The organism is Microvirga sp. GCM10011540 (assembly GCF_042650665.1).
GTDB classification, from domain to species: domain Bacteria; phylum Pseudomonadota; class Alphaproteobacteria; order Rhizobiales; family Beijerinckiaceae; genus Microvirga; species Microvirga lenta.
In genome coordinates, this window is the sequence record NZ_JBHSBQ010000005.1 from 487792 (window position 1) to 512417 (window position 24626).

The 24626-nt window shown below is 63.4% G+C and carries 23 protein-coding genes and 1 riboswitch; of the genes, 11 read left to right on the forward strand and 12 right to left on the reverse strand.

Annotated features, from left to right (window positions below):
• Positions 1 to 282: 282 nt before the first annotated feature.
• The 5 genes from ACFOYU_RS03005 to ACFOYU_RS03025 all read right to left on the reverse strand — a co-directional run bounded on the left by ACFOYU_RS03005 (position 283) and on the right by ACFOYU_RS03025 (position 3738).
• On the reverse strand, positions 283 to 462 hold the full coding sequence (locus ACFOYU_RS03005; RefSeq protein WP_226737371.1) for a hypothetical protein: 180 nt from the start codon (positions 460 to 462) through the stop codon (positions 283 to 285).
• Positions 463 to 590: 128 nt separating this feature from the next.
• Positions 591 to 1136 carry a sigma-70 family RNA polymerase sigma factor gene (locus tag ACFOYU_RS03010; protein ID WP_226737369.1) on the reverse strand — a complete coding sequence of 182 codons (546 nt, stop codon included), beginning with the start codon at positions 1134 to 1136 and terminating at the stop codon, positions 591 to 593.
• Positions 1133 to 1351 carry a NepR family anti-sigma factor gene (locus ACFOYU_RS03015; RefSeq protein WP_226737367.1) on the reverse strand — a complete coding sequence of 73 codons (219 nt, stop codon included), beginning with the start codon at positions 1349 to 1351 and terminating at the stop codon, positions 1133 to 1135. The genes ACFOYU_RS03010 and ACFOYU_RS03015 overlap by 4 nt, the downstream gene beginning before the upstream one ends.
• A 675-nt stretch (positions 1352 to 2026) precedes the next feature.
• Positions 2027 to 2932 carry an SDR family oxidoreductase gene (locus ACFOYU_RS03020; RefSeq protein ID WP_377032343.1) on the reverse strand — a complete coding sequence of 302 codons (906 nt, stop codon included), beginning with the start codon at positions 2930 to 2932 and terminating at the stop codon, positions 2027 to 2029.
• Complete coding sequence (locus ACFOYU_RS03025; protein WP_377032344.1) at positions 2929 to 3738, reverse strand: hydroxypyruvate isomerase family protein; 810 nt, start codon at positions 3736 to 3738, stop codon at positions 2929 to 2931. The genes ACFOYU_RS03020 and ACFOYU_RS03025 overlap by 4 nt, the downstream gene beginning before the upstream one ends.
• A 155-nt stretch (positions 3739 to 3893) precedes the next feature.
• Between ACFOYU_RS03025 and otnK the strand changes: the two genes are divergently transcribed.
• Together otnK and otnC are read left to right on the forward strand one after the other, a co-directional pair.
• On the forward strand, positions 3894 to 5168 hold the full coding sequence (gene otnK / locus ACFOYU_RS03030) for a 3-oxo-tetronate kinase (protein WP_377032345.1): 1275 nt from the start codon (positions 3894 to 3896) through the stop codon (positions 5166 to 5168).
• A gap of 10 nt (positions 5169 to 5178) precedes the next feature.
• Positions 5179 to 5817, forward strand: coding sequence for a 3-oxo-tetronate 4-phosphate decarboxylase (gene otnC, locus ACFOYU_RS03035; RefSeq protein WP_377032346.1), 639 nt, complete (start codon positions 5179 to 5181; stop codon positions 5815 to 5817).
• 50 nt (positions 5818 to 5867) lie between these two features.
• Here the strand turns inward: otnC and ACFOYU_RS03040 are convergent, their stop codons facing one another.
• From ACFOYU_RS03040 to thiB, 5 genes are all read right to left on the reverse strand, one after another.
• A complete protein-coding gene (locus ACFOYU_RS03040; protein WP_226737357.1) occupies positions 5868 to 6164 on the reverse strand; it encodes a DUF2218 domain-containing protein in 297 nt (98 codons plus the stop codon).
• A gap of 142 nt (positions 6165 to 6306) precedes the next feature.
• Complete coding sequence (locus ACFOYU_RS03045; protein WP_377032347.1) at positions 6307 to 8598, reverse strand: putative bifunctional diguanylate cyclase/phosphodiesterase; 2292 nt, start codon at positions 8596 to 8598, stop codon at positions 6307 to 6309.
• Between the two features lie 68 nt (positions 8599 to 8666).
• Positions 8667 to 9368 (reverse strand): ATP-binding cassette domain-containing protein, encoded by a 702-nt coding sequence (locus ACFOYU_RS03050; RefSeq protein WP_226737353.1) that lies wholly within the window; start codon positions 9366 to 9368, stop codon positions 8667 to 8669.
• Complete coding sequence (locus ACFOYU_RS03055) at positions 9355 to 10929, reverse strand: ABC transporter permease subunit (RefSeq protein ID WP_377032348.1); 1575 nt, start codon at positions 10927 to 10929, stop codon at positions 9355 to 9357. The genes ACFOYU_RS03050 and ACFOYU_RS03055 overlap by 14 nt, the downstream gene beginning before the upstream one ends.
• Before the next feature lie 8 nt (positions 10930 to 10937).
• Positions 10938 to 11942 (reverse strand): thiamine ABC transporter substrate binding subunit, encoded by a 1005-nt coding sequence (gene thiB, locus ACFOYU_RS03060; RefSeq protein ID WP_377032349.1) that lies wholly within the window; start codon positions 11940 to 11942, stop codon positions 10938 to 10940.
• A gap of 65 nt (positions 11943 to 12007) precedes the next feature.
• A riboswitch (TPP riboswitch) is annotated at positions 12008 to 12114 on the reverse strand.
• Positions 12115 to 12249: 135 nt separating this feature from the next.
• Here thiB and solA point away from each other — a divergent pair.
• The 3 genes from solA to ACFOYU_RS03075 all read left to right on the forward strand — a co-directional run bounded on the left by solA (position 12250) and on the right by ACFOYU_RS03075 (position 16011).
• A complete protein-coding gene (gene solA, locus ACFOYU_RS03065) occupies positions 12250 to 13443 on the forward strand; it encodes an N-methyl-L-tryptophan oxidase (protein ID WP_377032350.1) in 1194 nt (397 codons plus the stop codon).
• A 143-nt stretch (positions 13444 to 13586) separates the two neighbouring features.
• On the forward strand, positions 13587 to 15344 hold the full coding sequence (locus tag ACFOYU_RS03070) for a sensor histidine kinase (protein WP_377032351.1): 1758 nt from the start codon (positions 13587 to 13589) through the stop codon (positions 15342 to 15344).
• 61 nt (positions 15345 to 15405) lie between these two features.
• Positions 15406 to 16011, forward strand: coding sequence for a cysteine hydrolase family protein (locus ACFOYU_RS03075; RefSeq protein WP_226737343.1), 606 nt, complete (start codon positions 15406 to 15408; stop codon positions 16009 to 16011).
• Positions 16012 to 16034: 23 nt separating this feature from the next.
• Here the strand turns inward: ACFOYU_RS03075 and ACFOYU_RS03080 are convergent, their stop codons facing one another.
• Positions 16035 to 18395 (reverse strand): Tex family protein, encoded by a 2361-nt coding sequence (locus ACFOYU_RS03080; protein ID WP_377032352.1) that lies wholly within the window; start codon positions 18393 to 18395, stop codon positions 16035 to 16037.
• Positions 18396 to 18564: 169 nt separating this feature from the next.
• Here ACFOYU_RS03080 and ACFOYU_RS03085 point away from each other — a divergent pair, with 169 nt between their 5' ends.
• The 5 genes from ACFOYU_RS03085 (at position 18565) to ACFOYU_RS03105 (ending at position 22523) form a co-directional block, all read left to right on the forward strand.
• Positions 18565 to 19896, forward strand: a complete 1332-nt coding sequence (locus ACFOYU_RS03085) for an Hsp70 family protein (RefSeq protein WP_226737339.1) — start codon at positions 18565 to 18567, stop codon at positions 19894 to 19896.
• Between the two features lie 163 nt (positions 19897 to 20059).
• Positions 20060 to 20233, forward strand: coding sequence for a hypothetical protein (locus ACFOYU_RS03090; protein ID WP_226737957.1), 174 nt, complete (start codon positions 20060 to 20062; stop codon positions 20231 to 20233).
• Between the two features lie 169 nt (positions 20234 to 20402).
• Complete coding sequence (locus ACFOYU_RS03095) at positions 20403 to 21338, forward strand: dihydrodipicolinate synthase family protein (protein ID WP_226737927.1); 936 nt, start codon at positions 20403 to 20405, stop codon at positions 21336 to 21338.
• Positions 21335 to 22111 carry an SDR family oxidoreductase gene (locus tag ACFOYU_RS03100; RefSeq protein WP_377032353.1) on the forward strand — a complete coding sequence of 259 codons (777 nt, stop codon included), beginning with the start codon at positions 21335 to 21337 and terminating at the stop codon, positions 22109 to 22111. The genes ACFOYU_RS03095 and ACFOYU_RS03100 overlap by 4 nt, the downstream gene beginning before the upstream one ends.
• 199 nt (positions 22112 to 22310) lie before the next feature.
• Entirely contained in the window at positions 22311 to 22523 is a 213-nt protein-coding gene (locus ACFOYU_RS03105; protein ID WP_226737335.1) for a dodecin family protein, read from the forward strand.
• Positions 22524 to 22625: 102 nt separating this feature from the next.
• Here the strand turns inward: ACFOYU_RS03105 and ACFOYU_RS03110 are convergent, their stop codons facing one another.
• Positions 22626 to 23456 (reverse strand): universal stress protein, encoded by an 831-nt coding sequence (locus ACFOYU_RS03110; RefSeq protein ID WP_377032354.1) that lies wholly within the window; start codon positions 23454 to 23456, stop codon positions 22626 to 22628.
• A 638-nt stretch (positions 23457 to 24094) separates the two neighbouring features.
• On the opposite strand from ACFOYU_RS03110, the gene ACFOYU_RS03115 reads away from it, so the two are divergent.
• Positions 24095 to 24388 (forward strand): hypothetical protein, encoded by a 294-nt coding sequence (locus ACFOYU_RS03115; RefSeq protein ID WP_377032355.1) that lies wholly within the window; start codon positions 24095 to 24097, stop codon positions 24386 to 24388.
• Positions 24389 to 24626: the final 238 nt, after the last annotated feature.

The following is a 24626-nucleotide window of genomic DNA, read 5'->3' on the forward strand; positions in this document are numbered from 1 at the left end:
CTGGCAAATGGTTCCTCTAAAGGACTACTTCCATTTGCGTTTTATTGAGGCGCGATGTGGCTCTGGCCAAAGCTTGCCGCCTCTGTGTACAGGAGAACTTTCTGGGTAATGTCATATCGTTTATATTTGTTGCCGCTTGGACGGCGCGGGAAAGAGCGGATCGGTTCTGGAATATCGTGGTGACGTCGAGTTGTGCGGAAGCAAAGCGAAAGCATGCCGAAATGCTCGGCCGCCGGAGTGCCGCACCTGATGGATTGACCCGGTTGAAGCCCGTCGGCCGGTCTACTGCGCGTTCGACTTATCGGAGCGCGATCCTGTCGTCTCGACGAGACAGACGAGAACGAAGATGGCCAGGACGACGATCATCTCGGCTCCTTGCGTGACCCATGCAGGCGCATCGCTCAAGAAAAGGAGCGTCAGACCGGATGTGATGAGTGCGAGGAGAGTGCCTGAAATCAGCATAGCTGTGATCCATCGATCGTAGGGCGGTGTTTAACTCGGCTTTTCTGAACGGAGCCTGTACAGAACGGCTCTCCCACTCGCGAGCGGGCTTCCGAGACCCGATAAACGCTCCGGCCCGGGCAGGAAGATCAGAGTGTGTTCTGAAGAGCAGCCTGCGTTGTCGGATCGGGTCCGAACTCCTCCCCGTATTCGACCGCGAGAAGTGCTGCCAATCGGGTGCGTGCGCGGTTGACGCGGCTCTTTATCGTGCCGACCGCAACGCCGCAGATTTCCGCCGCCTCCTCGTAGGAGAGCCCCTGCGCTCCTACGAGGAGCAGGGCCTCCCGCTGATCGATGGGAATCCGCGCCAGGGCCTTCCTGAAATCCTCGAAGTCGAGGCGGGAACCTTGTTCTGGCGGGGCTGACAGACGGGCGGCGTAGGACCCGTCCGCATCCTCGACTTCGCGCCGCCGACGACGGTATTCGGAGTGAAACAGGTTGCGCAGGATGGTGAAGAGCCAGGCGTTGAGATTCGTGCCGGGCTCGAACCGGTCGATCTTCGCGATCGCGCGCGTAAGGGTATCCTGTATCAGATCGTCGGCACGGTCGGCGTTGTTGGTCAGGGAAATGGCGAAGGCGCGCAATTGCGGAACCGCTGCCAGAATCTCGTCGCGGAGGGATGGGTCCAAGGTCAATGGAGAGACCTCCGTGCCGCTTTCGGATCGATCAGGGCGAGAAGCCGATCCGGCACCGGCTCACGCAGCGCCTCGTCGTAAAGCTTTCGCAGTTCCTGTCCGATCCTGTCCTGGACCGAGCGATCGAGCTTGACCTCCGGCGCAAGCATCTGCCCACAGCGCAAAGGGGGCTGCGGCCGGGAGCACGGGGTCTTCTCATCCTCGTCATCGCACATGGGAAGTCTCGCTGCCCAAGTTCCACCGTGCGCCTTCAACCGATTAACTTATGTTAGGTTCCAGTAGAATCTCCGCCGGAATTGCGGTCGTGACAGATGACTTTGCGGGCTTGAGAATGAAGTCCATGACGAAGCCGCATCGGCCCGCGATTTGTGGAACGATGTTGCGGCTGCCGAGCAGTATTGGGCTGAGATCCCGCCGCTATCCAGCCGGGTTGATCAGTCTCTCAACAGCGAGAGCGATCTATTGTGTTCCCGGAGGCATGATGTAAGGCACATCCTCGGGACCGGGCGGAGGTTCGTTCTCAGGAGCATCGCGCCCAGGGCTGGAGGGCTCGTCAGCTGGAACTTTGGGCATCGGGTCGATGGTGGGCAGGGGCGAAGGCGTGTCTGTCTGCGGGGTGTCGGACATAATGACTCGATCCAGGTAGGTTGCCTTTGGCAAATCGCCGCGGCCGAATGCGTTCCCTTCCTAATTGCTCGGTGCGATCGCCAGAGGCGGAACGTCGGTGGCAAACGGAAAGGCCGCGCCTGGTCCTTGAGATAGACCTAGGCGCGGCCCCGGCCCGTTTCTGCCCCACGGGAGACCCTGGGCTAAGAGCCAACCTTGACAGGAATGGGGCACTGGTGGCGCAAAAGTTAATTCTGTTCCTGGGTAAGGTCGCGAGCAGGATCTCATTCCTCTCGCAAGGTCGTGTCGCGACGAGAGAGTCTTCCCTCACCAGCGTCATAAAGCGCCTTCAGACCGTGGCGGAATGTGGGGTAGCGAAGCGTTCCGCCCAGATCCGTCTTGATGCGCGTGTTCCGGATCCTCTTATTGTCCTCATAGAAGGAGCGGGCCATCGGGGTCAAATCGGCCTCTTCGAATGGCACCTCGGGAGGAGGGGGACAGCCGAGGAGCTGGGCTGCATAGGTGATGACATCCTGGGGAGGTCCGGGCTCGTCGTCCGCCACGTTGTAGATCGTGTTTCTGCTTGGGCGCTCCATCGATGACAGAAGGACCTGCGCAATATCGTCCACATGGATGCGGTTGAACACCTGTCCTGGCTTGACGATGCGCTGGGCGGTGCCGTCTGCGATCCGTTGGAGGGCGTTGCGACCGGGGCCATAGATGCCGGCGAGACGAAAGATCTGGATGGAGAGGCTGGCCCTCTCCCCAAGCGCGAGCCATTGCCGCTCGGCGGCAAGACGGTGTCGGGATCGGGGCGTGCCAGGATCGGGCGGAGATCGTTCATCGATCCAACCGCCCTGCGCATCGCCGTAGACCCCGACTGTTGAGAGATAGCCGATCCAGCGCAGGCGAGACGAGGACGCGATGTGGGCTGCAAAGCGCCGCAACACGGGATCCTCTCCTCCGGTCGGGGGCACGCAGACGAGGAGGGCGTCTGCAGCGTCGAGCTGGTCGGGAATGCGAGGATCGAAATCCGTGTCGCTGAAGCCATAAGTCGAAGGCCCGGAGCTCTCGAACGGCTGGGAATCCTCCGGGGAGCGGGATGTGCCGGAGATCCGCGCAAAGCGGTCCCCGTAGGCGCCGATGAACCGGCGCGCTGTGTAGCCGAGGCCGAAGATAAAGAGATTCATGCGGACGCGGCCGTGGAAAACCCGGACACGGCTTTGGACCAGGCGCGAAGCCACCCGAGACCGTCCTCGGTTCTTCCGCGCGGCTTGTACTCGGCGCCTATCCAGCCACCGTATCCGATCCGCTCGAGAGTCCGGAGGATCTCCGGGTAATTGACCTCACCCTCGTCGGGTTCTGCGCGGCTGGGCACGGCTGCGACCTGCACATGCCCGATGAGCTCGAGATGCGTCTCGAGTCTTCGGATCAGATCTCCTTGCGTGATCTGGATATGATAGCAGTCGAACATGATCTTCACGTTCGATCTGCCGACCTTCTCGATGATCGATGACGCTTGCTCGATGCGGTGGAGAAAATAGCCTGGTTTGTCGCGGTGGTTGATCGGCTCGATGAGGATGGTCATCGAAGCTTGAGCAGCCCTGTCGGCTGCTGCTTTCAGGTTCGCGACGAATGTCTGCTCGGCCCGCACCAAATCGTCCGGCGCCACCGCTCCGGCCATGCAGTGAACGGAGCTCGCGCCAATCGCGGTACCGTATGAAAGAGCCTGTTCCACAGCCTGCTGGAACTCGCCTTCGCGGCCGGGCAGGGCTCCCAGGCCGAAATCGCCCGCAGCGGCATTGCCGACCGGCGTGTTCAGTCCGAGCATCGTCAGCTCGCTTCGTGAGAGAGCACTGCGCATCTCCGGGGCCGGCACTTGGTAGGGCCAGTGCATTTCGACGCCTGTAAAGCCCGCAGCCGCGGCTGCGGCAATCCGCTCGGTCTCGGAAAGCTCGGTGAAAAGGAAGCCTAGATTCGCTGAAAAGCGGTGCATCGGTCTGTCCGGGTGGGGAAGGGGCTGGCTCCGGTATCGAGGAATACCACGATAGCAATTGTGATGGGTCCGACCTTATGTTGCAATACGCGCTGCTCGGCCTGTCGCTTGGAAGAGCAGGGCCGTTGGCGGGATGATCCAGAGAGGCACTGACGATGCTGCTTGGCGTGATTGCGGACGATTTTACCGGAGCGAGCGACATCGCCAACACGATCGCCAAGGGGCACGGCCCTGAGGGCGGCCTCCGGACGGTCCAGTATTTGGGAATCCCCTCGACGGTTGCGTCTCCCGAGGTCGAGGCCGGCGTCATCTCCCTGAAAAGCCGCTCGATTCCGGTGCGCGAGGCCGTGTCCCAGTCCCTCGCTGCTCTGGACTGGTTGCTGGCGCAAGGATGCCGGCAGATCATCTTTAAATACTGCTCGACCTTCGATTCGACACCCGAGGGCAATATCGGGCCTGTCGCCGAGGCCCTGGCGCAGCGCCTCGGCGTGAAGGGCGTGATCGCCTGTCCGGCCTTTCCGGAGACGGGGCGCACCATCTACAAGGGCCATCTTTTCGTGGGCGACCGCCTGCTGAACGAGTCCGGCATGGAGAATCATCCGCTCAACCCCATGACGGATGCGAACCTCCGACGGTGGCTGGCGCTGCAATGCAAGGAGCCGGTCGGGCTCGTGGACTGGTCCGTCGTGCGCGAAGGGGCCGGGGCGATCCGAAGCGCCCTTGAAACGATGGCCGAGCAGGGACAGCGTCTCGTCATCGTGGACGTGCTGACCGATGACGATCTCCTCGCCATCGGCAAAGCCAGCGCCGAAACGGCGCTCCTGACCGGCGGCTCCGGCATCGCCCTCGGCCTGCCGCGCAACTTCATCGGGGCAGGACTGGCCAAAGGCGGGCGGCCGCAGGTGGCACCCGTCGATGGATCCTCGGCGATCCTGGCCGGCAGTTGCTCGCGCGCAACCCTGAAGCAGATCGAAGTGCACGCGAAGGATCACCCGACCCTTGCAATCGACGTGAATGACGTGATGAGCGGCAGGCTGTCCGCGGAGGACCTTGCCTCCTTCCTGGAGCGGAATGCAGGGCAGGCACCGCTCGTCTACTCTTCGGCCCAGCCGGAGCAGGTCGCGGCCTATCAGCGGAAGTACGGACGCGAAGACGTCGCGCACAAGCTGGATGGCATCTTTGCCATGACCGCCAGGCGGCTGTTCGATGCCGGCATGCGCCGCATCGTGGTCGCCGGCGGAGAAACCTCGGGAGCCGTCGTGTCGGCCCTCGGAATCGCGTCATTCCAGATCGGACCGGAGATCGATCCCGGTGTGCCGGTCCTCGTAGCAGCAGACGGAAAACAAATCGCCATGGCCCTCAAGTCCGGCAACTTCGGCGCACCCGACTTCTTCAGCAAGGCGCTGAAGGCCATGTCCGGGCCGGCGTGAGGAGCACGTCATGAGCGACGAGACCCGCCTGCGCGAAGCCATCGCCCGGTACGGAGCGATCCTTTACCAGCGCGGGCTTGCGCACGGAACGGCCGGCAACATCTCGGTGCGTCTGGACGATGGCAGCATTCTCGTGACGCCCACCAATTCATGCCTTGGCTTTCTCGACCCCGGACGCATATCCAAAGTGGGGAATGACGGGACAGTGCTTGCAGGCGATCCGCCGTCGAAGGAAGCCTTCTTTCATCTCGCCGTCTATCAGGAGCGGCCTGCGGCTCAGGCCATCGTGCACCTTCACTGCACCCATTCGGTTGCCGTTTCCTGCCTGTGCCACGAGGACACGGGGAATGTTCTGCCGCCCCTCACCGCGTACCACGTCATGCGAATCGGGAAGCTGCCGCTGGTACCCTATTTCCGGCCAGGAGACCGCGCCCTGGCGGAAGCGGTTCGAAACGCGGCGCGCGACCATGCCGCCATGCTGCTGGCCAATCACGGCCCCATCGTTTCAGCCAGATCGCTGGAGGAGGCGGTCTACAACAGCGAGGAGTTGGAAGAGACGGCGAAGCTGTTCTTCCTCATTGGAAATCGCCCTTCGCGGCCGCTCACATGCGAGGCCGTCGAGGAATTGAACAGAGTGTTCCCCAGTTGAAAGGGTCGTCCGCTCACGCGGGCTGAAACCCGCTTGAACACGCGCCGGGATCAATCGGAGGTTCGGATCCAGTTGATCGTGGGCTTCTCGCGCCACATGGAGCGTTCGAGATAGGTGCTGACGATGTGCTGAACCCGCGCGAGCGATGTTTCGTCCTCGGCTTCCACCACCAGCATCAGCGCGTGCCTTGCCGTCTGCAGGGAGCAGTGCCCAAAGCCGAACTCGGCTCGTCCTTCTCGGGCGGAATAGCTTGCCGGAACCTCCTGGGAGAGGTGCTTGCAGAGCTGAGCCAGGTAGCGGTCGGGCACCATCGTGCCGACACTTGCTTCCGATCTCAGTACTGCCATGGATCCCATTCCTGCGAGGTCCTGAATCGACGAAGGCGCCGTTCAGAGCTGTCCATTGCAAGATGCCTCATGGCTGGCCTGAAACTCAACTAGAAAATCGTTGACCACATGTCCTGCGCATCTTCATGTTGTATCGTTTTAGTCATGCGCATCGGACCTCCTGCTGCTGCAGATAATCCGGGACGGCGGCGGCTGCCATGGGAGGCGCGTAGAGGTAGCCTTGCGCCTGGGTGCAGCCTTTCTCGCGCAGGAAGCTCGCCTGTCCTGCGGTCTCGACACCCTCGGCAACGACGTTCATGCCCAAACCCCGTCCGAGCTGGATGACGGCCAGAACGATGGCGGTGCTGTCCGCATCATTCTCGAGATCCCGCACGAAGCCCTGGTCGATCTTGATGTCGTCGATGGGAAACTGCTTGAGATGGAGAAGGGAGGCATATCCCGTTCCGAAATCGTCGAGGGCGATTCTGACTCCGCTCTCGTGAAACTGCCGGAGTGCCGTGACCACATGGGGGGCATTGCGCCCGAGGAAGACAGTCTCGGTGATCTCCACCTCGAGACGCTCGCTCGGGACGCCCGCGTCATGGAGAATGTCGAGGAACCGCTTCGCCAAACCGACCCAATTGAATTGGGCGGTCGAGAGATTGACGGCGATCCGACCGCAATCCACGCCGGCATCGAGCCAGCGCCTGATATCGGCCGCCACATGCCGGAGAAGGTGTTCTCCGAAGATGACCGAGAGCTCGGAATCCTCGAAGGCCGCCAGGAAGGATGCCGGAGTCAGCAGGCCATGAACGGGGTGGTGCCAACGCGCCAAAGCCTCGAACCCGGTCGTTCTGCCGGTTTTGAGGTCGACCTTGGGCTGGTAGAACGGAACGATCTGCCCGTCGCGCAGAGCGCCCTGGATGTCCCGCGTGATGCTGGTTCTTTCCTCCAGCTGCGCTCTCATGTCGGGGGAGTAGATCTCGGCTCTGCCGCGGCCGAGGGCCTTGGCCGTCCGAAGCGCCAGCCCGGCATCCTTCATAAGGTCCGACGGCTGCCTGTCGTGATCGGGATAGCTCGCAATCCCGATGCTGACCTGACACGACAGGAGATCTCCCTGATGCGCGAACGGGCGCCTCATATCCGTCAGGATGCGGTCGACCATGGCCTGGGCCGCATCTGAAGACGGTGGCTCGGCAAGGATGAGGACGAACTCTCCACCGCCCAGCCTCGCAACGATATCGCAGCTCTCGATCAGAGGATTGAGGCGGTCTGCGGCTTCCTTGATCAGGGCATCGCCGGCGAGATGGCCCATCGTTTCGTTCGTGTTCCTGAGGTCGTCCAGATCGACGAGGAGGAGCGTAAGGCTCGAGCCGTTGCGCTCGGCCTGGGCGAGATCCTGCTCCAGCCGGCTCTGGAAGTAGGCCCGATTGGGAAGCCCTGTCAGCGGATCGTGGCTCGCCGCGCGCCAGATCTTTTCCTCGGAGGCTTTACGTTCCGTGATGTCGACGACGCTCGAAATGATATGGGGCTCGCCGGCGATTTCCAGGGCCATTCCCGCCAGGAGAACGGTCCGGATCGAACCGTCGGCCAGTCGTATCCGCGTCTCGAAGTTGCTGATCTGCCCGTCTTTCCGAATCCGGGCGAGAAAGACGTCCCGATCCCTGGGGTCGGCGTAGAATTCCTGGGTGGTCCGAATGCCGAGAGAACGCTGCGTCGCGCCTACATAGCGGACGGCCGCATCGTTCGTCTCGACGATGGTCCCATCCACTCGGACGACGAGAAGAGGGATGGGAACAGTCTTGAAAAGAGTTTCGAACATCGCCCGGCTGTCGGCGAGCTCGTTCTTCGCGCGCCGCTCGGCCTGCGTGGCGGACCACCCCATGCGCTGCAGGCGGTTCGAACGCGACACCACGAGAAACAGAGCCAGGTTCAGGATGGTCATCAGGAGAATCAGACCGATTGGCGATGATCCGGCAGGCTCGGGAAGCATGTATCCGAAGAGCACCATCACGCTGGACCCGATTCCCGAGGCTATCGTCCAGCGGAATGCGGTCGGGACGGCGAGATAGTAGATCGAAGGCAGCATCAGAACGGCGAAGAGCGCGAGTTCGGTGTGGGAGCTCACGAGGATGGCGACCGCGGCGCCGTTAATCCATTCCCAGGCGATCATGGATCGTTGGGCCTGCCGGAATGTCTTTGCGCGGCTGATGCTCCAGAAGCACACGAGTGCAATCAGCACTACGACGAGGCGTGCCGGAAACGTGGTCTGGAAATTGGACTCTCCGTAGAGGCTCCAGTCGCTGATAAAGAATGCCGCGTTCAGGCACGCGGAGAGAAGAAACAGCAAACGTGTGTGCCGCAGCGTCTCGGGCAGACGCTCCGCCTGGAACGCAGCTTCGCGCTCAGGATCGCGGAATTCCCCGCCGAATGGTGTCAGGCGTTGTGCTGGCATATCTGACACTGTGTTTCATAAGTCTCAAAGTCTCGTTAACGGCAAAGGCGCCGGAAGCACAGCGCTGCTTACGATTCCGGGAGGGATGCGGCGATTTTCTTCGCCAGGGAGCCATGCAGGATCTCCGATGGGGTGCCTGAGGCCTGGACCCGGCCGTTGGCCACGAAGGCCATTCGGTCGGCCAGGCCTGCAACGTCCTCGGGCGTGTGGATCGTCATCAGGATGGTGACAGGACGCTTTCGGCGCAATTCGTCCACCAGTTGCACCATGCTGCGGCGAAGATCTGGGTCGAGGCTGCTGAAGGGTTCGTCGAGAAGGATGAGGGGACGCCCTGAGACGAGGGCTCGCGCCAGCGCCACCCTTTGACGCTGCCCACCCGACATCTCGCCCGGCTTGCGCCGGTCGAATCCCTCCAGCCCCACCGCGGAGAGCGCCTCGGAAACGGATGCCCGCTCCGCACTGCTAAGTCGCAGAGACGGATGCAACCCCAGGGCGATATTCTCGGCCGCGTTCAGGTGCGGAAACAGGTTATGATCCTGAAACACGATAGCGACCGGCCGCTCGGCTGGCTCCAGAGGCAGAAGATCGCGGCCATTCAGCGACAGCTTGCCGCTCTGCGGGTGCTCGAACCCGGCAATCATGTGGAGCAGGGTCGTCTTCCCGCCGCCCGAAGGGCCGATAACCGCGCAGAGGCTCCCTGGCTCCACGGCCAGCGAGTAGTCGGCCGTGAAGTCGGGCCATGTCAGACGACAGTTCTCAATCACCAGCATGGGACAGCCGACTGGAAATATGGGCAAGAAGGAATGCGATCAGGACAATGAACAGGCCGACGGCCGCGGCCTCGTCCAAACGGTAGGATCCGAGTCGCTCGTACAGGAGATATGGGAGCGTGCGAAGCTCAGGGCCGCCAAAGAGGGCGATGATGCCGAAATCGCCGAAGGAGAGCGCCATGGCCAGTGCGAAGCCCGCGCCCATGGGCCGCTTGAGAACAGGCCAGTCCATGATCCGCAGCTTGGCCGTCCCGGTGACGCCGAGCGAAGCCGCAAGACGGCCATAGCGTTCCTCGGCCACCATCAGACGGGGCGCGATGTAGCGGTAGGCGAAAGGAAGGGCGGCAAGGCCGTTGATCAGGGGGAGGAGGATCAGGCCGGCGGTTGCCGGATCGGCCATGCGCCGGACGAGGAGAAAGAGGCCCGCCGTCAGCGCGAAGGGAGGAACCGCCAGCAGGGTGCTGGGGAGGAAATCGTACAAGGCGGCCAGCCGTGGCGAGCGCAGCGCGAATCTCTGGCGCCGCGCCGCCGTTCCCAACGCGAGGGCGAGAAGACAAGCCAGCGTGCCCGCAATCGCAGCTATGGCGAGACTCGTCGCGAAAGCCTGGAGCAGGTCCGCATCCATGACGGCCAGGATGTGCTGCGATCCGCCCAGGACGCTCAATGCAAGCGGCAGGATGAAGAGAGCCCCTATGAAAAGGACGGCGGCATCCATCGCCTTGAGACGGGGATTGCTGGCATCCGGGCGGCGAACGAGGCTGCGGATGGTGTGCGTGCCGGGCGGTCTCACGAAGGCCCAGTTGAGAAGCCCGGTCAGCAAGAGACAGATCACGAGCTGGATCAGGGCGAGCCAGGCGGCACGACCGAAATCCAGGTCGATCTTCAGCGCCTCGTAGATCGCGACCTCGAGCGTAGCGCGGCTAGGGCCACCACCAAGCGCGAGCACGATGGCGAAGCTCTTGAAACACATGAGGAAGACGAGGCTGGCGACACCCGGAATTTCGGCGCGCAGGACAGGCCAATCGAGATGACGGAAGATCTGCCCCGGCGTGAACCCCAAGACCATCGCGAGGCGCCAGTGCTCGGCGGGAACCAGGTGCAGGGCATCCAGCGTGATCCGCGCCACGAAGGGGGCATTCAGAAACACATGCGCGATGAGGATGCCGGGATAGCCGAAGATATTGAAGCCGGTGCTCCAGCCCATCAGGCCCAGAGCATCGGCCAGCCATCCGCTGCGACCATAGATGGCCAATACGGCGAAGACCGCTACGACGGTCGGAATCACCATCGTGGTGCTCAAGGCCGCCAGCACGAGTTCCCGGCCCGGAAAACGGCGTCGTGCGAGGGCAAGGGCCAGGGCGATGCCGAGCGTGAGCGAGAGGACCGTCGAAAGGCTCGCTTGAATGACTGAGAAGGCGAGAATGCGGGCGAGATAGGGGCCGAAGGAGAGAAGGGCGGGCTTCCCTCCATCGACCGTTGCAAGGGCAGTGAAGCCGCCTGCCACGAGAGCCACGATGGCGAGCGCGACCAGGTTCCCGGGATGAGGCGGCTTGAAGCGCATCGGCCGGATCAGCGGGCCGCTGCGTTGAGCCACGCATCGGTGAAGGCGCGGCGGTTCTGCTGCACTTCCTCGGGCGTGAAGAGGAGGGCCTTCTCAGGCTGGACGAGACCCTTGAAAGCCGCCGGCAGACCCGTCTGCGGGGTCTTGGCAGGCATCATCCAGTTTCCCTCCGGCATCGCGGACTGGAACGGTTCGCTGAGCACGAACTCCATGAACTTCTTCGCCAGTTCCGGCTGCTTCGTGGTGCGGGTCATTCCGGCGAGTTCCACATGCAGGTAGTGCCCCTCGGCGAAGGCGGCGGCTTTGTAGTTCTCCTTCTTCTCCGCCACGATGTGGTAGGCCGGAGACGTGGTGTAGGACATCACCATGTCGGCCTCGCCCTTCATGAACAGGCCGTAAGCCTCGGACCACCCCTTGGTGAAGGTGACGATACGCGGCTTCAGCTGCGCCCAGGCCTCTTCGGCCTTGTCGCCGTAGACCTGACGCATCCAGAGCAGAAAGCCGAGACCGGGGGCGCTGGTGCGCGGGTCCTGCAGCACGATCTTGGGCCCGTTCGGGTTCTCGACCAGCTCCTTCAGGCTCTTTGGTGGATTGGACAGCTTGGTGGAGTCGTAGACGAAGGCCAGATAGCCCCAGTCGAAGGGGATGAAGGTCTCATCGGACCATTCGATCGGGAGAGACAAATCGCTCACCTTCACGCCGTGCGGAGCGAAAATGCCGAGAGTCTTGGCTTCCGCGGCGAGGTTCATGTCGAGGCCGACCACCGCATCGGCCTTGGTGTCCTCGCCCTCGAGACGAAGCCGCCCGACCATGCTGCCCGCATCCTCGGACGTGACCCAGACGAGTTCGCAGGCGCAGATCGCCTCGAAGCGTTCCTTGACCGTTTTTCCCGGGCCGTATTTCCCGGCGAAGGAGCTGTAGGTGTAGACCGTCAGGGTCGGCTTGGATTGCGCGTAGGCCGCGCCCGCTGCCACATAGACCGAGACAAGGGTGAAAAGAAGCCGTCGTAACATCAGGGATGCTCCCATGCGTGAGACAAGCCGGATCGGCGGCACAACTTGCACGGGGCGCAGCTTGATCTGCGATGCATGCTCATTCCCTCCGCCGGTATGACCCGGATCAGGTTCGACGGGTCGGCGGCCTTGCCACCTCTCAGCCTCGAAAGAGGCTCCCCGTGAGACATGTTGCTTGTAGAACAGTTGCGGCATTGGAACAAGCATAGCCGCGCATGTATCAGGCGCATGGCGCCGCCGGTGGAATACCGATTGTTGTTCCTCTCCGTTTCTGGTCGGATGAGGCGGGTGTTTCGAGGGAGCTTCCATGGCCGGTTCAGTTTCGACCTACGATGTCGCCGTCATCGGGCTTGGCGCCATGGGAGCGGCAGCGCTCTACCAGCTTGCGAAACGGGGCGTGCGGGCCATCGGGATCGACCGCTTCGCGCCACCCCACGATCGGGGCTCGACCCACGGCGAGACCCGCATCACCCGCCAGGCCATCGGCGAGGGCGAGGTCTATGTGCCGCTGGCGCTCCGCTCCCACGAGATCTGGCGGGAGCTGGAGGCGGAAACCGGCGAGCGTCTCCTGACGCAGAATGGGTGCCTGATCATCGGGTCGGAGGCCTTGCGGGCCGAGGGGAGCGTTCGGGTCGATTTTCTCGCACGGACGCTTCGCGCGGCGCAGCAATACGGCATTCCGCACGAGGTGCTCGATGCGGCCGAGATCCGGCGGCGCTTTCCGCAGTTCAAGGCGCACGAGGGTGAAATCGGCTATCTCGAGCCCGGTGGCGGATACCTCAACCCAGAGCGCTGTGTGGCAGCCCAGCTTGCCCGCGCCCGCGCTCTGGGAGCCACGGTGCGAACCGGCACCGCCGTCGTCTCCATCGCGCAGGGCGGTCATGGTGTCCGGATCGCGACGGATCATGGGGAGATCGAGGCCGGTCAGGCGGTCGTCTCCGCCGGTTCCTGGGCCCCCGCCTTGCTGGGGCCGCCTTTCGACAAGCTGCTCGCGCCGACCCGACAGGTCATGCACTGGTTTCCGGTGCAGGAGGACCTCGCGTCGGCCTGGGTCGGCAGCCCGGTCTTCATCTGGGCGCATGGATCCGGCGCTAGCGACTTCTTCTATGGCTTCCCGTCCCTACCTGGGAGCGGAACCGTCAAGACGGCGGGGGAGCAGTACGACGAGACGGCGGATCCCGATCGGTTCGAGCGGCGCGTCGGGCCGGACGAACCCCGAGCGATGCGCGACAAGCATCTTGCGGGTCGGCTGGAGGGGCTTCGGCCGGATGCAGCCAAGTCCATCACCTGCCTCTACACGGTCACACCCGACTCGAATTTCCTGATCGACCGGCATCCCGACCATGACCGCATCCTGGTCGTGTCTCCATGCTCAGGCCACGGTTTCAAGCACTCGGCCGCCATCGGAGAGGCTGTCGCCCAGCTCATGACGACGGGAGGCAGTGCCGTGGACCTGTCTCCCTTCTCCCTGTCCCGTTTCGTCTCGGTGAATGCAGCCTGAAGTCCAGGATATACTCTCCGTTCATAGAGGTATCCTGAGAAAATACTTCCCCCGCCTTCTTCTTGTTGCCGCCGGCGCCCCATCTAAATATGGCTAAGCTATGCTTGGTTCATTTTAGATCTAGGGCGTCATAGGTTCGACACATGGAAGGCTTGCCGACAGTTTATGCCCTGGCGTGCTTGCTGGCCGTCGCAGCCTGTCTTTCCGTTCTCGGTGTCGGGGCTGTCCGGAGAGCCAACCGCTCCTCAAGAACGCGTGGATCATCGAAGCAGGGGCCGCAGACGGCATTCACGATCTCCGATCCCACCAGTCCCATCGGGCATCTTGCCGGCACGTTCGGCGAAATGGCGGCCAAGCTCGGCCTGGGAGAGCCCGAGCGTGCCAGGATCATGCGCGCTCTGCGCGAAGGCGAAGAGCGCCTGCAGGTGGCCCAGGACGTCGCCGGGCTTGGAGTCTGGGACTGGGATCATCTGTCCGGCAGGATCGCCTGGTCGCCCCAGATGTTTCGCGTCACGGGCCTGTCTCCTGAACTGGGAGAGACCGATCTCCTTTCCGCATGGCTCAATGCCCTCCATCCCGAAGACAGGGGACGAATGGAACGGGAGGTGATGCACCTTTTGCGCAGTCTGCAGCCCTTGACCGCCGAATATCGGATCATCGATTCGGACGGGTCGCTGCGCTGGCTCCTGATGCGGGCTCAATCCCTTCCGGATGACGCCGGCAAACCGCTTCGCACGGTGATCGTCAATCTCGACATCACGCCAAGCAAGGAGAGCGAGGCGCGCGAGCGGTTTCTTCTCGCACTGAGTGATCGAATCCGGGACCTCGTACGGCCTGGCGAGATCCTGGCGACGGTGACGGAATCCCTCGGTCGGCACCTGAGCGTCTGCCGCCTGGGCTATGGGGAGGTCAGCGCTTCCACGATGGTTCTGACGCCTCTGGCCGACTGGCATGTCGACGGTCTGCCCGTCGACAGGAAGCCATATGCTCTGACCTCCTTCGGACCCGTTCTCGGAGACGAGTTGAGGGCCGGCCGCACCGTGGTCGTCGGCAGCATCGCTTCCGATCCGAGGATCGAGGGTTGCCGCGGCGCCTTCATGGCGATCCAGGTCGCGGCCTTCATCTGTGTCCCCCTGGTCAAGGAAGGACAATTGCGAGCGGTGCTCTATGCTCAGAGCACCGCGCCCCGTCACTGGCCGCCATGTGAGATCGAGCTATGCCGCGACGTTGCGGAGCGGGCTTGGGCCGCCTTCGAGCGGGCACGCTCCAATGCCCGCCAGAACCTGCTCATCAACGAGCTGAACCACCGCGTCAAGAATACGTTGGCGACGGTACAATCCATCGCGGCCCAAAGCTTCAAGTCCGGGCAGTCGAAGGCTGCGCAGGAGGCTTTCGAAGCCCGCCTGTTCGCGCTGTCGAAAACTCACGACGTCCTGACTCGTGAGAACTGGGAAGGCGCTAACCTCTACGACATCGTGGCCGAGGCGATGGCGCCCTACGCCAAGGATCATGCCGAGCGCTTCAGGATCGCCGGCGAGCCCCTGCAGCTTCGGCCGCGCATGGCTCTGACGCTTGCGATGGCAATGCACGAGCTTTCGACGATTGCGGCCAAATACGGCGCGTTCTCCACCGAAACCGGTCATGTGGATGTCCGTTGGCATGTGGACGGGGCGGGTGATGTCAGGCACCTGATCCTGCACTGGCAGGAGTGGGGCGGCCCTCAGGTTCAGGTGCCGACCCGCAAAGGCTTCGGCTCCCGTCTGATCGAGCTCGGACTGACGCGCGAACTCGGCGGCGAGGTCGATCTCGATTACCGCTCCGACGGCCTTGTCTGCGCGTTTCGCATTCCGCTGCCCGATAAGGAAGAGGGCGGAACCGACGATATTCTGGGCCTCGCCTGACGCAGGAGATGAGGAACGGCTTACCTTCTCGCCCGTTCTGAAACCACACCAGGAACAGGTCATGCCCTTGCTAGAACATGGTCCCTTGAACGAGCGCACGGTGCATCTTTGCATCGACATGCAGCGCATCTTCTCGACGGAAGGCCCGTGGCCCACGCCTTGGATGGAGCGTGTGCTTCCGACAGTGGAGCGGATCGTCGAGCGTTTCCCGGAAAGGACGGTCTTCACGCGCTTCATCACGCCGGAGCGCCCGGAGGACATGCCCGGCACCTGGCGCCAGTATTACGAGCGCTGGCGCGAGACGACCCGGGAGCGCCTGGATCCGCACATGCTGGATCTGATGCCTCCTCTGGCGCGGTTCGTTCCTCCGGCGACCGTTATCGACAAACCGGTCTATTCCGCTTTCGCCGGCCACAAGCTGGCTGAGCTTCTGCACCACAGAGGTGCGGATACTCTCGTGGTGACCGGTTCCGAGACGGATGTTTGCGTCCTTGCCACCGTGCTGGGAGCCGTGGATCACGGTTACCGGGTCGTGATCGTCGCCGACGGCTTGTGCAGTTCGTCGGACGAGGGGCACGATACGCTCCTCGCCCTCTACAGCAAGCGGTTCAACCAGCAGATCGAGACCGCTGACAGCGAGACGATCCTCTCATCCTGGCGGGAATGAGGGCAGGGGCCGACGGTGCCGTGCTACCTGCGCGGTCCCTTGTCCTTCCCGGATGTCTGAGCGAGGCTCGCGCGCCGCAGGGCATCCGCGAGGGCTCCGCCGGAAGATGCCTGCGCACTCTGCCCGGCCGGCTTCCTGTCGCCGCCGGAGTTGCGCGCCTTCTGGAAGGACTGGCGGTTCTCGTCGCCACGGCCTGCCGGCCGCTTCTCGACCGGGTCTCCCATGCGCATGGTCAGGGAGATCCGTTTGCGAGGCTTGTCGACTTCGAGCACTTTCACGCGCACGATGTCGCCGGGTTTCACGACGTCGCGCGGATCCTTCACGAAGGTGTCCGACAGGGCGGAGATATGCACCAAGCCATCCTGGTGGACGCCCACATCCACGAAGGCCCCGAAGGCGGCCACGTTGGTCACCACGCCTTCCAGCATCATGCCCGGCGTCAGGTCGTTGATCGTCTCGACGCCCTCCATGAAGGTCGCCGTCTTGAATTCCGGACGAGGGTCGCGGCCGGGCTTTTCCAACTCGCTCAGAATGTCCCTGACGGTCGGAACGCCGAACTTCTCGTCCGTGAAGCTCTCGGGCCTGAGCTTCTTCAGGACTCCGCCATTGCCGATGAGAACCTTGATGTCGCTTTTCGTCGCTTCGAGGATCCGGCGCACGACGGGATACGCTTCCGGGTGGACGCCGGATGCATCCAGCGGATCGTCTCCATTCGGAATGCGGAGGAAGCCCGCCGCCTGCTCGAAGGTCTTCGGACCGAGACCCGACACCTTGGTAAGAGCCTTGCGCGTCTTGAAGGGGCCATTGGCATCGCGGTGCGCGACGATGTTCTGCGCAACCCACTCGCCCAGCCCCGACACCCGCGCGAGCAGGGGAGCGGAGGCGGTGTTGAGATCCACGCCGACCGCGTTCACGCAGTCCTCAACCACGGCATCGAGGGAGCGTGAGAGCTTGTACTCGGCAAGGTCGTGCTGATACTGCCCGACGCCGATCGATTTGGGGTCGATCTTTACGAGCTCTGCCAGCGGATCCTGCAGGCGCCGTGCGATCGAGACGGCCCCGCGCAGCGACACGTCGAGATCGGGTAGTTCCTGGCTTGCATAGGCGGATGCGGAATAGACCGAGGCGCCTGCTTCCGAAACCATGATCTTGGTCAGCTTCAGGTCCGGGTGCTTCGAGACTAGTTCCCCGGCGAGCTTGTCGGTTTCACGGGAGGCGGTGCCGTTGCCGATGGCGACGAGCTCGACCTTGTGGATTCGGCACAGGCGGGCAAGCGTCGCGATGGATTCGTCCCATTGCCGCCTGGGTTCGTGCGGATAGATGGTGTCCGTCGCCACCACCTTGCCGGTGGCGTCCACCACCGCGACCTTGACGCCCGTGCGGTAGCCCGGGTCGAGACCTAGGGTCGGGCGGGTTCCGGCGGGTGCGGCCAGAAGCAGATCGCGCAGATTGCCCGCGAAGACCTTCACGGCCTCGTCCTCGGCGAGCTGCCAGAGGCGCATCTTCATGTCGAGCTCGATCGAGAACCGCAGCTTCGTGCGCCAGGCCCAGCGCACGGTCTCCAGAAGCCAGCGGTCGCCTGGGCGGCCTTTGTCCTCGATGCCGAAGGTCAGCGCCGTGCGGCCCTCGTAGGAGCTGACATAGCCCGGCTCGGCACTGTTCGGGTCCTCGTCCATGCGAAGATCGAGGATCTCCTCCTTCTCTCCGCGGAAGAGGGCCAGGATCCGATGCGACGGCAGCTTGGTGAGCGGCTCGGAGAAGTCGAAATAGTCGGCGAACTTCGCCCCATCCACCTTCTTGCCCTCGCGAACCGTCGAGGTGAGGCGGCCGCGCTGCCAATAGGTCTCGCGAAGGGCTCCCAAAAGTTCCGCGCTCTCTGCGAAGCGCTCCACCAGAATGGCCCGGGCACCCTCCAGAGCGGCTTCGGGTGTCGCGATGTCCTTGTCCGTGTTGACGAAGCCCGCGGCGGATTCCTTGGGGTCGCGGCTGGGGTCGGTGAGCAGGAGGTCGGCCAGGGGCTCGAGCCCGGCTTCCTTTGCGATCTGCGCCTTGGTCCTGCGCTTCGGCTTGTAGGGAAGATAGAGATCTTCCAGGCGCGCCTTGGTGTCGGCGGTGTTGATCTGCTGGGCCAGCTCGTCCGTCAGTTTGCCCTGCTCGCGAATGCTGTCGAGGATCGTCTTGCGGCGGTCCTCGAGCTCGCGCAGATAGCGCAGGCGCTCCTCCAGGGTGCGCAGCTGCGCATCGTCCAGCGTGCCGGTCACTTCCTTCCGGTAGCGAGCGATGAAGGGCACCGTCGCCCCGCCGTCGAGCAGGTCGATGGCGGCCTTCACCTGCCATTCCTGAACATTCAGTTCGCTGGCGATGCGCTGACCGATGGATAACATGACAATCTCCGACTGAGCCGAGGCGCGGCTTCTACGGTGCCAGGCATCCCCTGGTCAACTGGAGGCAGACTGCCGCAGGGGAATGCCATTGCGGGGAAATTCCCCTTGGCGAGGCGCAGCTTGGAGGATAGACCGTCCGGCCCCGTCAGCCCGATTTCGAGAGATCTCCATGCCTTCCGCCACCAACGATCTGTCCATCGGAATCGACTTCGGCACCAGCAATACGGTCGTCGCGCTTGCGGATTCCCGAGGACGCGTCGAAGCCCTGACATTCGACCACAGGGGCAGCGACCTCAAGGTCTATGTCACCGCCCTGTGCTTCTGGGACGAGCGCCATGGAAACGGCGTCCGGACCGAGGTCGAGGGCGGGCCTTGGGCCATCGATCAGTTCCTGGAGGGCCTGACGGCGCATCGCTTCATCCAGTCCTTCAAGACCTTCGCGGCGAGCCAGTCCTTTCAGGAAACCCGGATCTTCCGCGAGCGATACCGGTTCGAGGATCTTCTGAGCACCTTCCTGCGCACCCTGAAGCGGCACGGAGGCGAAAGGTTCGATCTCTCTGCCGGCAATGTGGTGATCGGCCGGCCGGTGCAATTCGCCGGGACCCATCCGGACGATGCCCTCGCCATGAGCCGCTACCGGGCTGCTTTCAGCAAACTGGGGGCGGACCACGCCCACTACGTCTACGAGCCTGTGGGGGCGGCCTTTTTCTATGCCCAACAGCTGAACCACGATGCGACGGTTCTGGTGGCGGATTTCGGCGGCGGCACGAGCGATTTTTCCGTCATGCGTTTCTCGCGCGCCAGCGGCGTTCTTCGCGCCGAACCGCTGGGGCATGCCGGTGTCGGCATCGCCGGAGATGCCTTCGACTACCGGATCGTCGATCAGGTCGTCTCGCCCCGGCTCGGCAAGGGCGGGAGCTACCGCTCCATGGGCAAGGTCCTGTCGATCCCGAACCATTACTACGCCAATTTCGCCCGCTGGAACCAGCTGGCCATGATGAAGGGCAGCGGCGACCTGAAGGAGCTGCGGGAGCTCGCCCGGGCGGCCCTCGATCCGGAGCCCCTCGAAAAGTTCATCGACATCGTCGAGTACGATCTGGGATTTGCCCTCTATCGTGCTGTCTCTTCGGCGAAAGTGGCTCTTTCGGCTCACGAGGAGACGGAATTCCACTTCACGGGCGAGGGCGTCGATATTCGGGCGACCATCACGCGCCGCGACTTCGAGACATGGATCGCCGACGATGTGGCCCGGATCGAGAGCACGGTCGATCAGGCTCTGGCGCAGGCCGGGGTGGAGGCCGGTGAGATCGAGAGGGTGTTCCTGACCGGGGGAACGTCCTTCGTTCCGGCCATTCGCCGTCTCTTCATCGACCGCTTCGGCGAGGATCGGCTGATGTCGGCGGATCAGTTCGAATCGATCGCCTACGGCCTTGCCCTCATCGGACAGACGGCGGACCCGGAACGGTGGTCGGTGGCCGGTTCGGTGGCCGCCCCGTCATAGCCGGGGAACTCCTAGTATCTGGATCCGCTGTGTCATCACCGATCTGCTGAAGCGCGGCCACGCTATCGCCGCGGGGGGCGCCCAACAGCGGTACCCCGCCCAGGAACCCGCTTCTGCCTCATGTGTTGGAACATCGAAGCCTGGAACTCACGAGGAGAGTGCCATGTCTCGCGGTGACAAGTCCGCCTATACGGAGAAGCAGAAGCGCAAGGCCGAGCATATCGAGGAATCCTACGAGAGCCGTGGCGTCTCGGAGAAGGAAGCCGAGCGGCGCGCATGGGCCACCGTCAACAAGCAGGACGGCGGCGGCAAGAAGAGCGGCTCTGGGCATAAATAAGTTGCTCCGGGGCTTTTCGGCGCTCGCCGAATAGCCTCGATCCCAGCGGGGCCATGGTGCCCTTACGGCAAGATCCACCACGAATCGGCAACATGAGCGGTGCACTGGCCGGAAAGCCGGTGTAAGGAAGACGCCGGCTTCCATCCCTCGTTGCCCTCTCATGGAGAAAATCTTGCTCACAAGCTCTGCCGCCGGCGTCTATGTCATCTGCCCCACCCCTTTCGAGGCGGACGGGCGTCTCGACACCGCCTCCACCGATCGCATGGTCGAGGCTTACCTGAACGCCGGAGCCACGGGCCTGACGATCCTGGGCATCATGGGCGAATCGCCGAAGCTGGCGGCCGAGGAATCGCTCGCCTTCGCCAGGCAGGTCATCGCCACCGTCGCCGGCCGGGTGCCCGTTGTCGTCGGCGTTTCGGCCGCAGGCTTCGCCGCCATGTCGGCCCTGTCCGGCAAGGTCATGGACGCGGGCGCGGCCGGGGTCATGATTGCTCCGCCCTCCGGGCTCCGGACCGATGACCAGATCGTTTCCTATTACGCGGATGCCGCCGAGGCCATCGGGGCGGACGTGCCTTTCGTGATCCAGGACTACCCGCTCGTCACCAATGTGGTGATGACGCCCAAGGTGATCATGCGGATCATCGAGCAGAACCCGTCCTGCGTCATGCTCAAGCACGAGGACTGGCCGGGCCTCGACAAGATCACGACTCTGCGCCGCGCCAGCGCGGAGGGCCAGGTGCGCCGGGTCTCGATCCTGTGCGGCAATGGCGGCCTCTTCCTGCCCTTCGAGGTCGAGCGCGGCGCGGACGGCGCCATGACGGGCTATGCCTATCCGGAAATGCTCGTCGGCGTGGTCAACCTCATCAAGCAGGGGCGCCGTCAGGAGGCCCATGACCTCTTTGATCGCCATCTGCCGCTCGTGCGATACGAGACCCAGCCCAATGTCGGGCTCGCCGTGCGCAAATACGTGCTGAAGAAGCGCGGCATCATCGCATCGGACACGCTGCGCAAGCCCGGACCGAAATTGAGCCCGGAGACGATCGCGGATATCGATTGGCTAATGGAGCGCATCGAGCGCTCGCAACAGGGGAGCCTTGCGGCATGAAGACAGGTTTGGAGGGGAAGCGCGCGCTCGTTCTCGGCGCGAGCAAGGGGCTGGGCTTCGGCATCGCCCAGGGCTTGGCGGAGGAGGGCGCTCGCGTCGCCATCGCCAGCCGGACGATGGACGGGTCGAAGGCCGCCGCCGAGAAGATCGGAAAGGGTGTCCTGCCCTTCATCTGCGATACGGGCAAGGTCGATCAGGTCGATGCGCTCGTCAAGGACGTGACCGAGGCGCTGGGCGGCGTCGACATCCTCGTCCTCAACAGCGGCGGCCCGCCGCCCGGAAAGGCGCAGGGCGTGGCGAGCGACCAATGGCGTGTCTCGTTCGACGCCATGTTCGTCAACCTCGTCCGGATCGCCGACCAGCTTCTGCCCGGCATGATCGAACGAAAGTTCGGCCGCATCATCTCCGTCATCTCGTCCGGCGTGATCCAGCCGATTCCGAACCTTGCCATCTCCAATGCCATCCGCCCGGCGCTCGTCGGCTGGGGCAAGACGCTGGCGGCCGAGGTCGCTTCATCGGGCGTGACCGTCAACGCTGTTGCCCCTGGCCGTATCGCGACTGACCGCCTGAAGCAGCTCGATGCCGCCAACGCGGAGAGAACAGGCCGCTCCGTCGAGGAGGTTGCAACCGCAGCGCGGGCCGGCATTCCTGCGGGCCGCTATGGTGAAATCGAGGAATTCGCGGCTGCTGCCGTTTTCCTCGCCAGCGAGAAGGCCTCGTTCATGACCGGCTCGATCCTGCGCGTGGACGGCGGACAGATTTCCTCCATCTGATGCAGGCGGCCAGGGTGAGGGCGTACCTCACCCTGGCCGTCCCATGGCTGATTCCCCACACCGCCTGCACGGCCTTCTTGCAGGCGGGTGGCGCAGAGCATCGCCGCCGGTAACGTAAGTTTGTTCCCTGGCATCCCTGCGGCTTCTATGAGGTGCGCCTGATCGCTGTTAGGCTTTCCCGGCATCCTGGGAGGAAGCCATGACGCTGCTCAAGATGATCGAGGTCGCGGCCGAGTCCGATCGGAGCTGGGAGGATGCTGCAAGGCGTGCCGTAAAGATCGCTTCGCAGACGATCCGCAATATCCGCTCCATTTCCATCACGAGCTTCGATGCTACCGTCTCGGACGACGAGATCATGGTCTACCGCGTGAATGCCAAGATCTCCTTTGCCCTCGAGGCCGCGGACGAATGACGCGGGCGGGTTGACGATCAGGAACTCGGCCGGCGAGCGCCCTCGGGCTCGCCGACCAGCAGATCGGCAATGGAGAGGCCGGCTTCCGACATTGCTCCTTCCTCAATAGGAAAGCAGCAGCGGAACCGGAGAGGCCTTCAACATCGACTGAGTGACGCCTCCCAGCACCAACTGCCTCCATCGGGAGTGAACGAAGCCTCCCATCACGACCATGTCGGCTTTGAACAGGCCGATCTGGGATCGGATAGTCTCACCGGCATCGCCGTTCTGCACCCCCAGTTCCTTGACGATGCAGTTGACGCCGTGGCGGGTCAGATGCGGCGCGAGATCCGCTCCGGTTGAGGAGAGATCTTTCTCCCCCGAGACCGATAGGATTTCCACTTGTTCCGCCGCTCGCAGCAAGGGGAGTGCGTCGTGAACCGCACGGGTCGCCCGCACGCTCCCGTCCCAGGCCACGACGATCCTGCCGGGCTCAAACGTCTCGAAGCCCTGGGGTACGATCAGCAGGGGGCGCCCACCGTTGAAGAGAGCCTCCTCAAGGAAACCTCGGCCCAGGCTCAGCGGGTCCGGTTCGGCGTCGAGAACGGTGATGTCGTGAACGCGGGTTCTCACGGCAAGAGATGCAGCCAGTTCCGGATAATGCCGCTGAAGGACATCGACATTGCAGCCCACGCCTGCGGCCGTCGCCTCCTGCCGCGCCTGTTCGACGGCAGCCTTGGAGGCCTCGTGAAGACGCTGGTTCTCCGCTGCGACCAACCCGGATGCGACATTGCTGACGAAGGCGTGGGTAACCGTCATCTCCGGCGTGAGAGCGCAGATGGAGGCGTGGGCCTCGGCCTGACGGGCCAGTGAAAGGCCGTATCGCAATGCGAACGAGGGTCGTTCATCGTCGTGAGAAAATCCGATCAGGATGCTTTTGAGGCCTTCAACCATCAATCCGGCTCCTTTTCTCGCTGTGTTTCCAACCGATGAGTCCATCTTCGTATTGATTATAGTCAAAGCGGCCGAAAAGATCCCCTTCGGGGACATTATTGCGCTCTTCGCCGGTTGCTGGAGCCGCTCCTGCGCCCGGCCCTGTCGCCGGCAGCCACCTTCACCCCACTGAGGAAGGCCGGGCAGAAGCGTGTCGTGAAAGGACGTGGCTGCTCAGGGCGAAACGAAGTATCGCTTCACATCTCTGGGGGAACTGTTCCTGGAATGCCGATCGGCTCTCCGGGAGACGGAGACTCGTCAGGAGTTCCGGGCGGGATGCTCAAGGGTTCCTCGCGGTCCGGGACACCGGCGGGAGCAGGCTCGGGTGTAACCGGGTCAGGCCCTGGGGCTGGAATGTCGGGGCGTGGTTCCGAGGGGGAGGGCGTATCGGCCATGAGATCATCCCTTCGTTCGTCGCTCCATCCGAGGAGGCAATTCTGTTCGTCTCAGGGGAGCATCGCAGAGCACGTCGTCGATCACCCCTCCTCGGGGAACTGATGAGCGCCGGTAAAGGATCCAGACGTGAGCCGAAATCCCGAGAACCATTGCGGGGATGAGCGGGTTTCAATGGCTGGATAAGATCACGAGAGACTCAGGGCGTGAAGACCATGTATTCCCTCTCCGCCGGACTGGCCTGCTTCCCCACCATCGGCATCGGAGGCGCGGGCAGCCATGGCGGCGGGACCGGCTCCATCTGCAGCGGCCGTCCCTTGCCCGATGAGTTCTATCCGAAGCCGCCGCCAACCGAACCTGCACCTGTTCTGCCCTCTCCGCCGGACGCCCCGCAGCCGCAGGAGCCTCCTGCCATTCCGTCGCCGTTGCCGGAGCAGGCGCCGGATCCCAAGAGGCCTGTCGTCCACCCGACTCCTCCACCGGAGGTCCCGAGCCGCTGAGGCATGTGCGGAGCCGCGGGCCTGCCCGACTGACCGAGCGGGTGTGGGTCCGATCCAGGCTGAAGATGAGACTGCAGATTTGAGCCTCCAAGGGGCATGAATCAGTCATGCCGGCGGTGGAAGGCGGGCGAAGCATAAATCCCTTGTGACGTTCTCTTTTCCTGTCGCCATGAGTGCATACGTGGCTATATCAATTCTGGAATCACAAGAACGGGCAGGCATGCCCAATGAGAGGGAG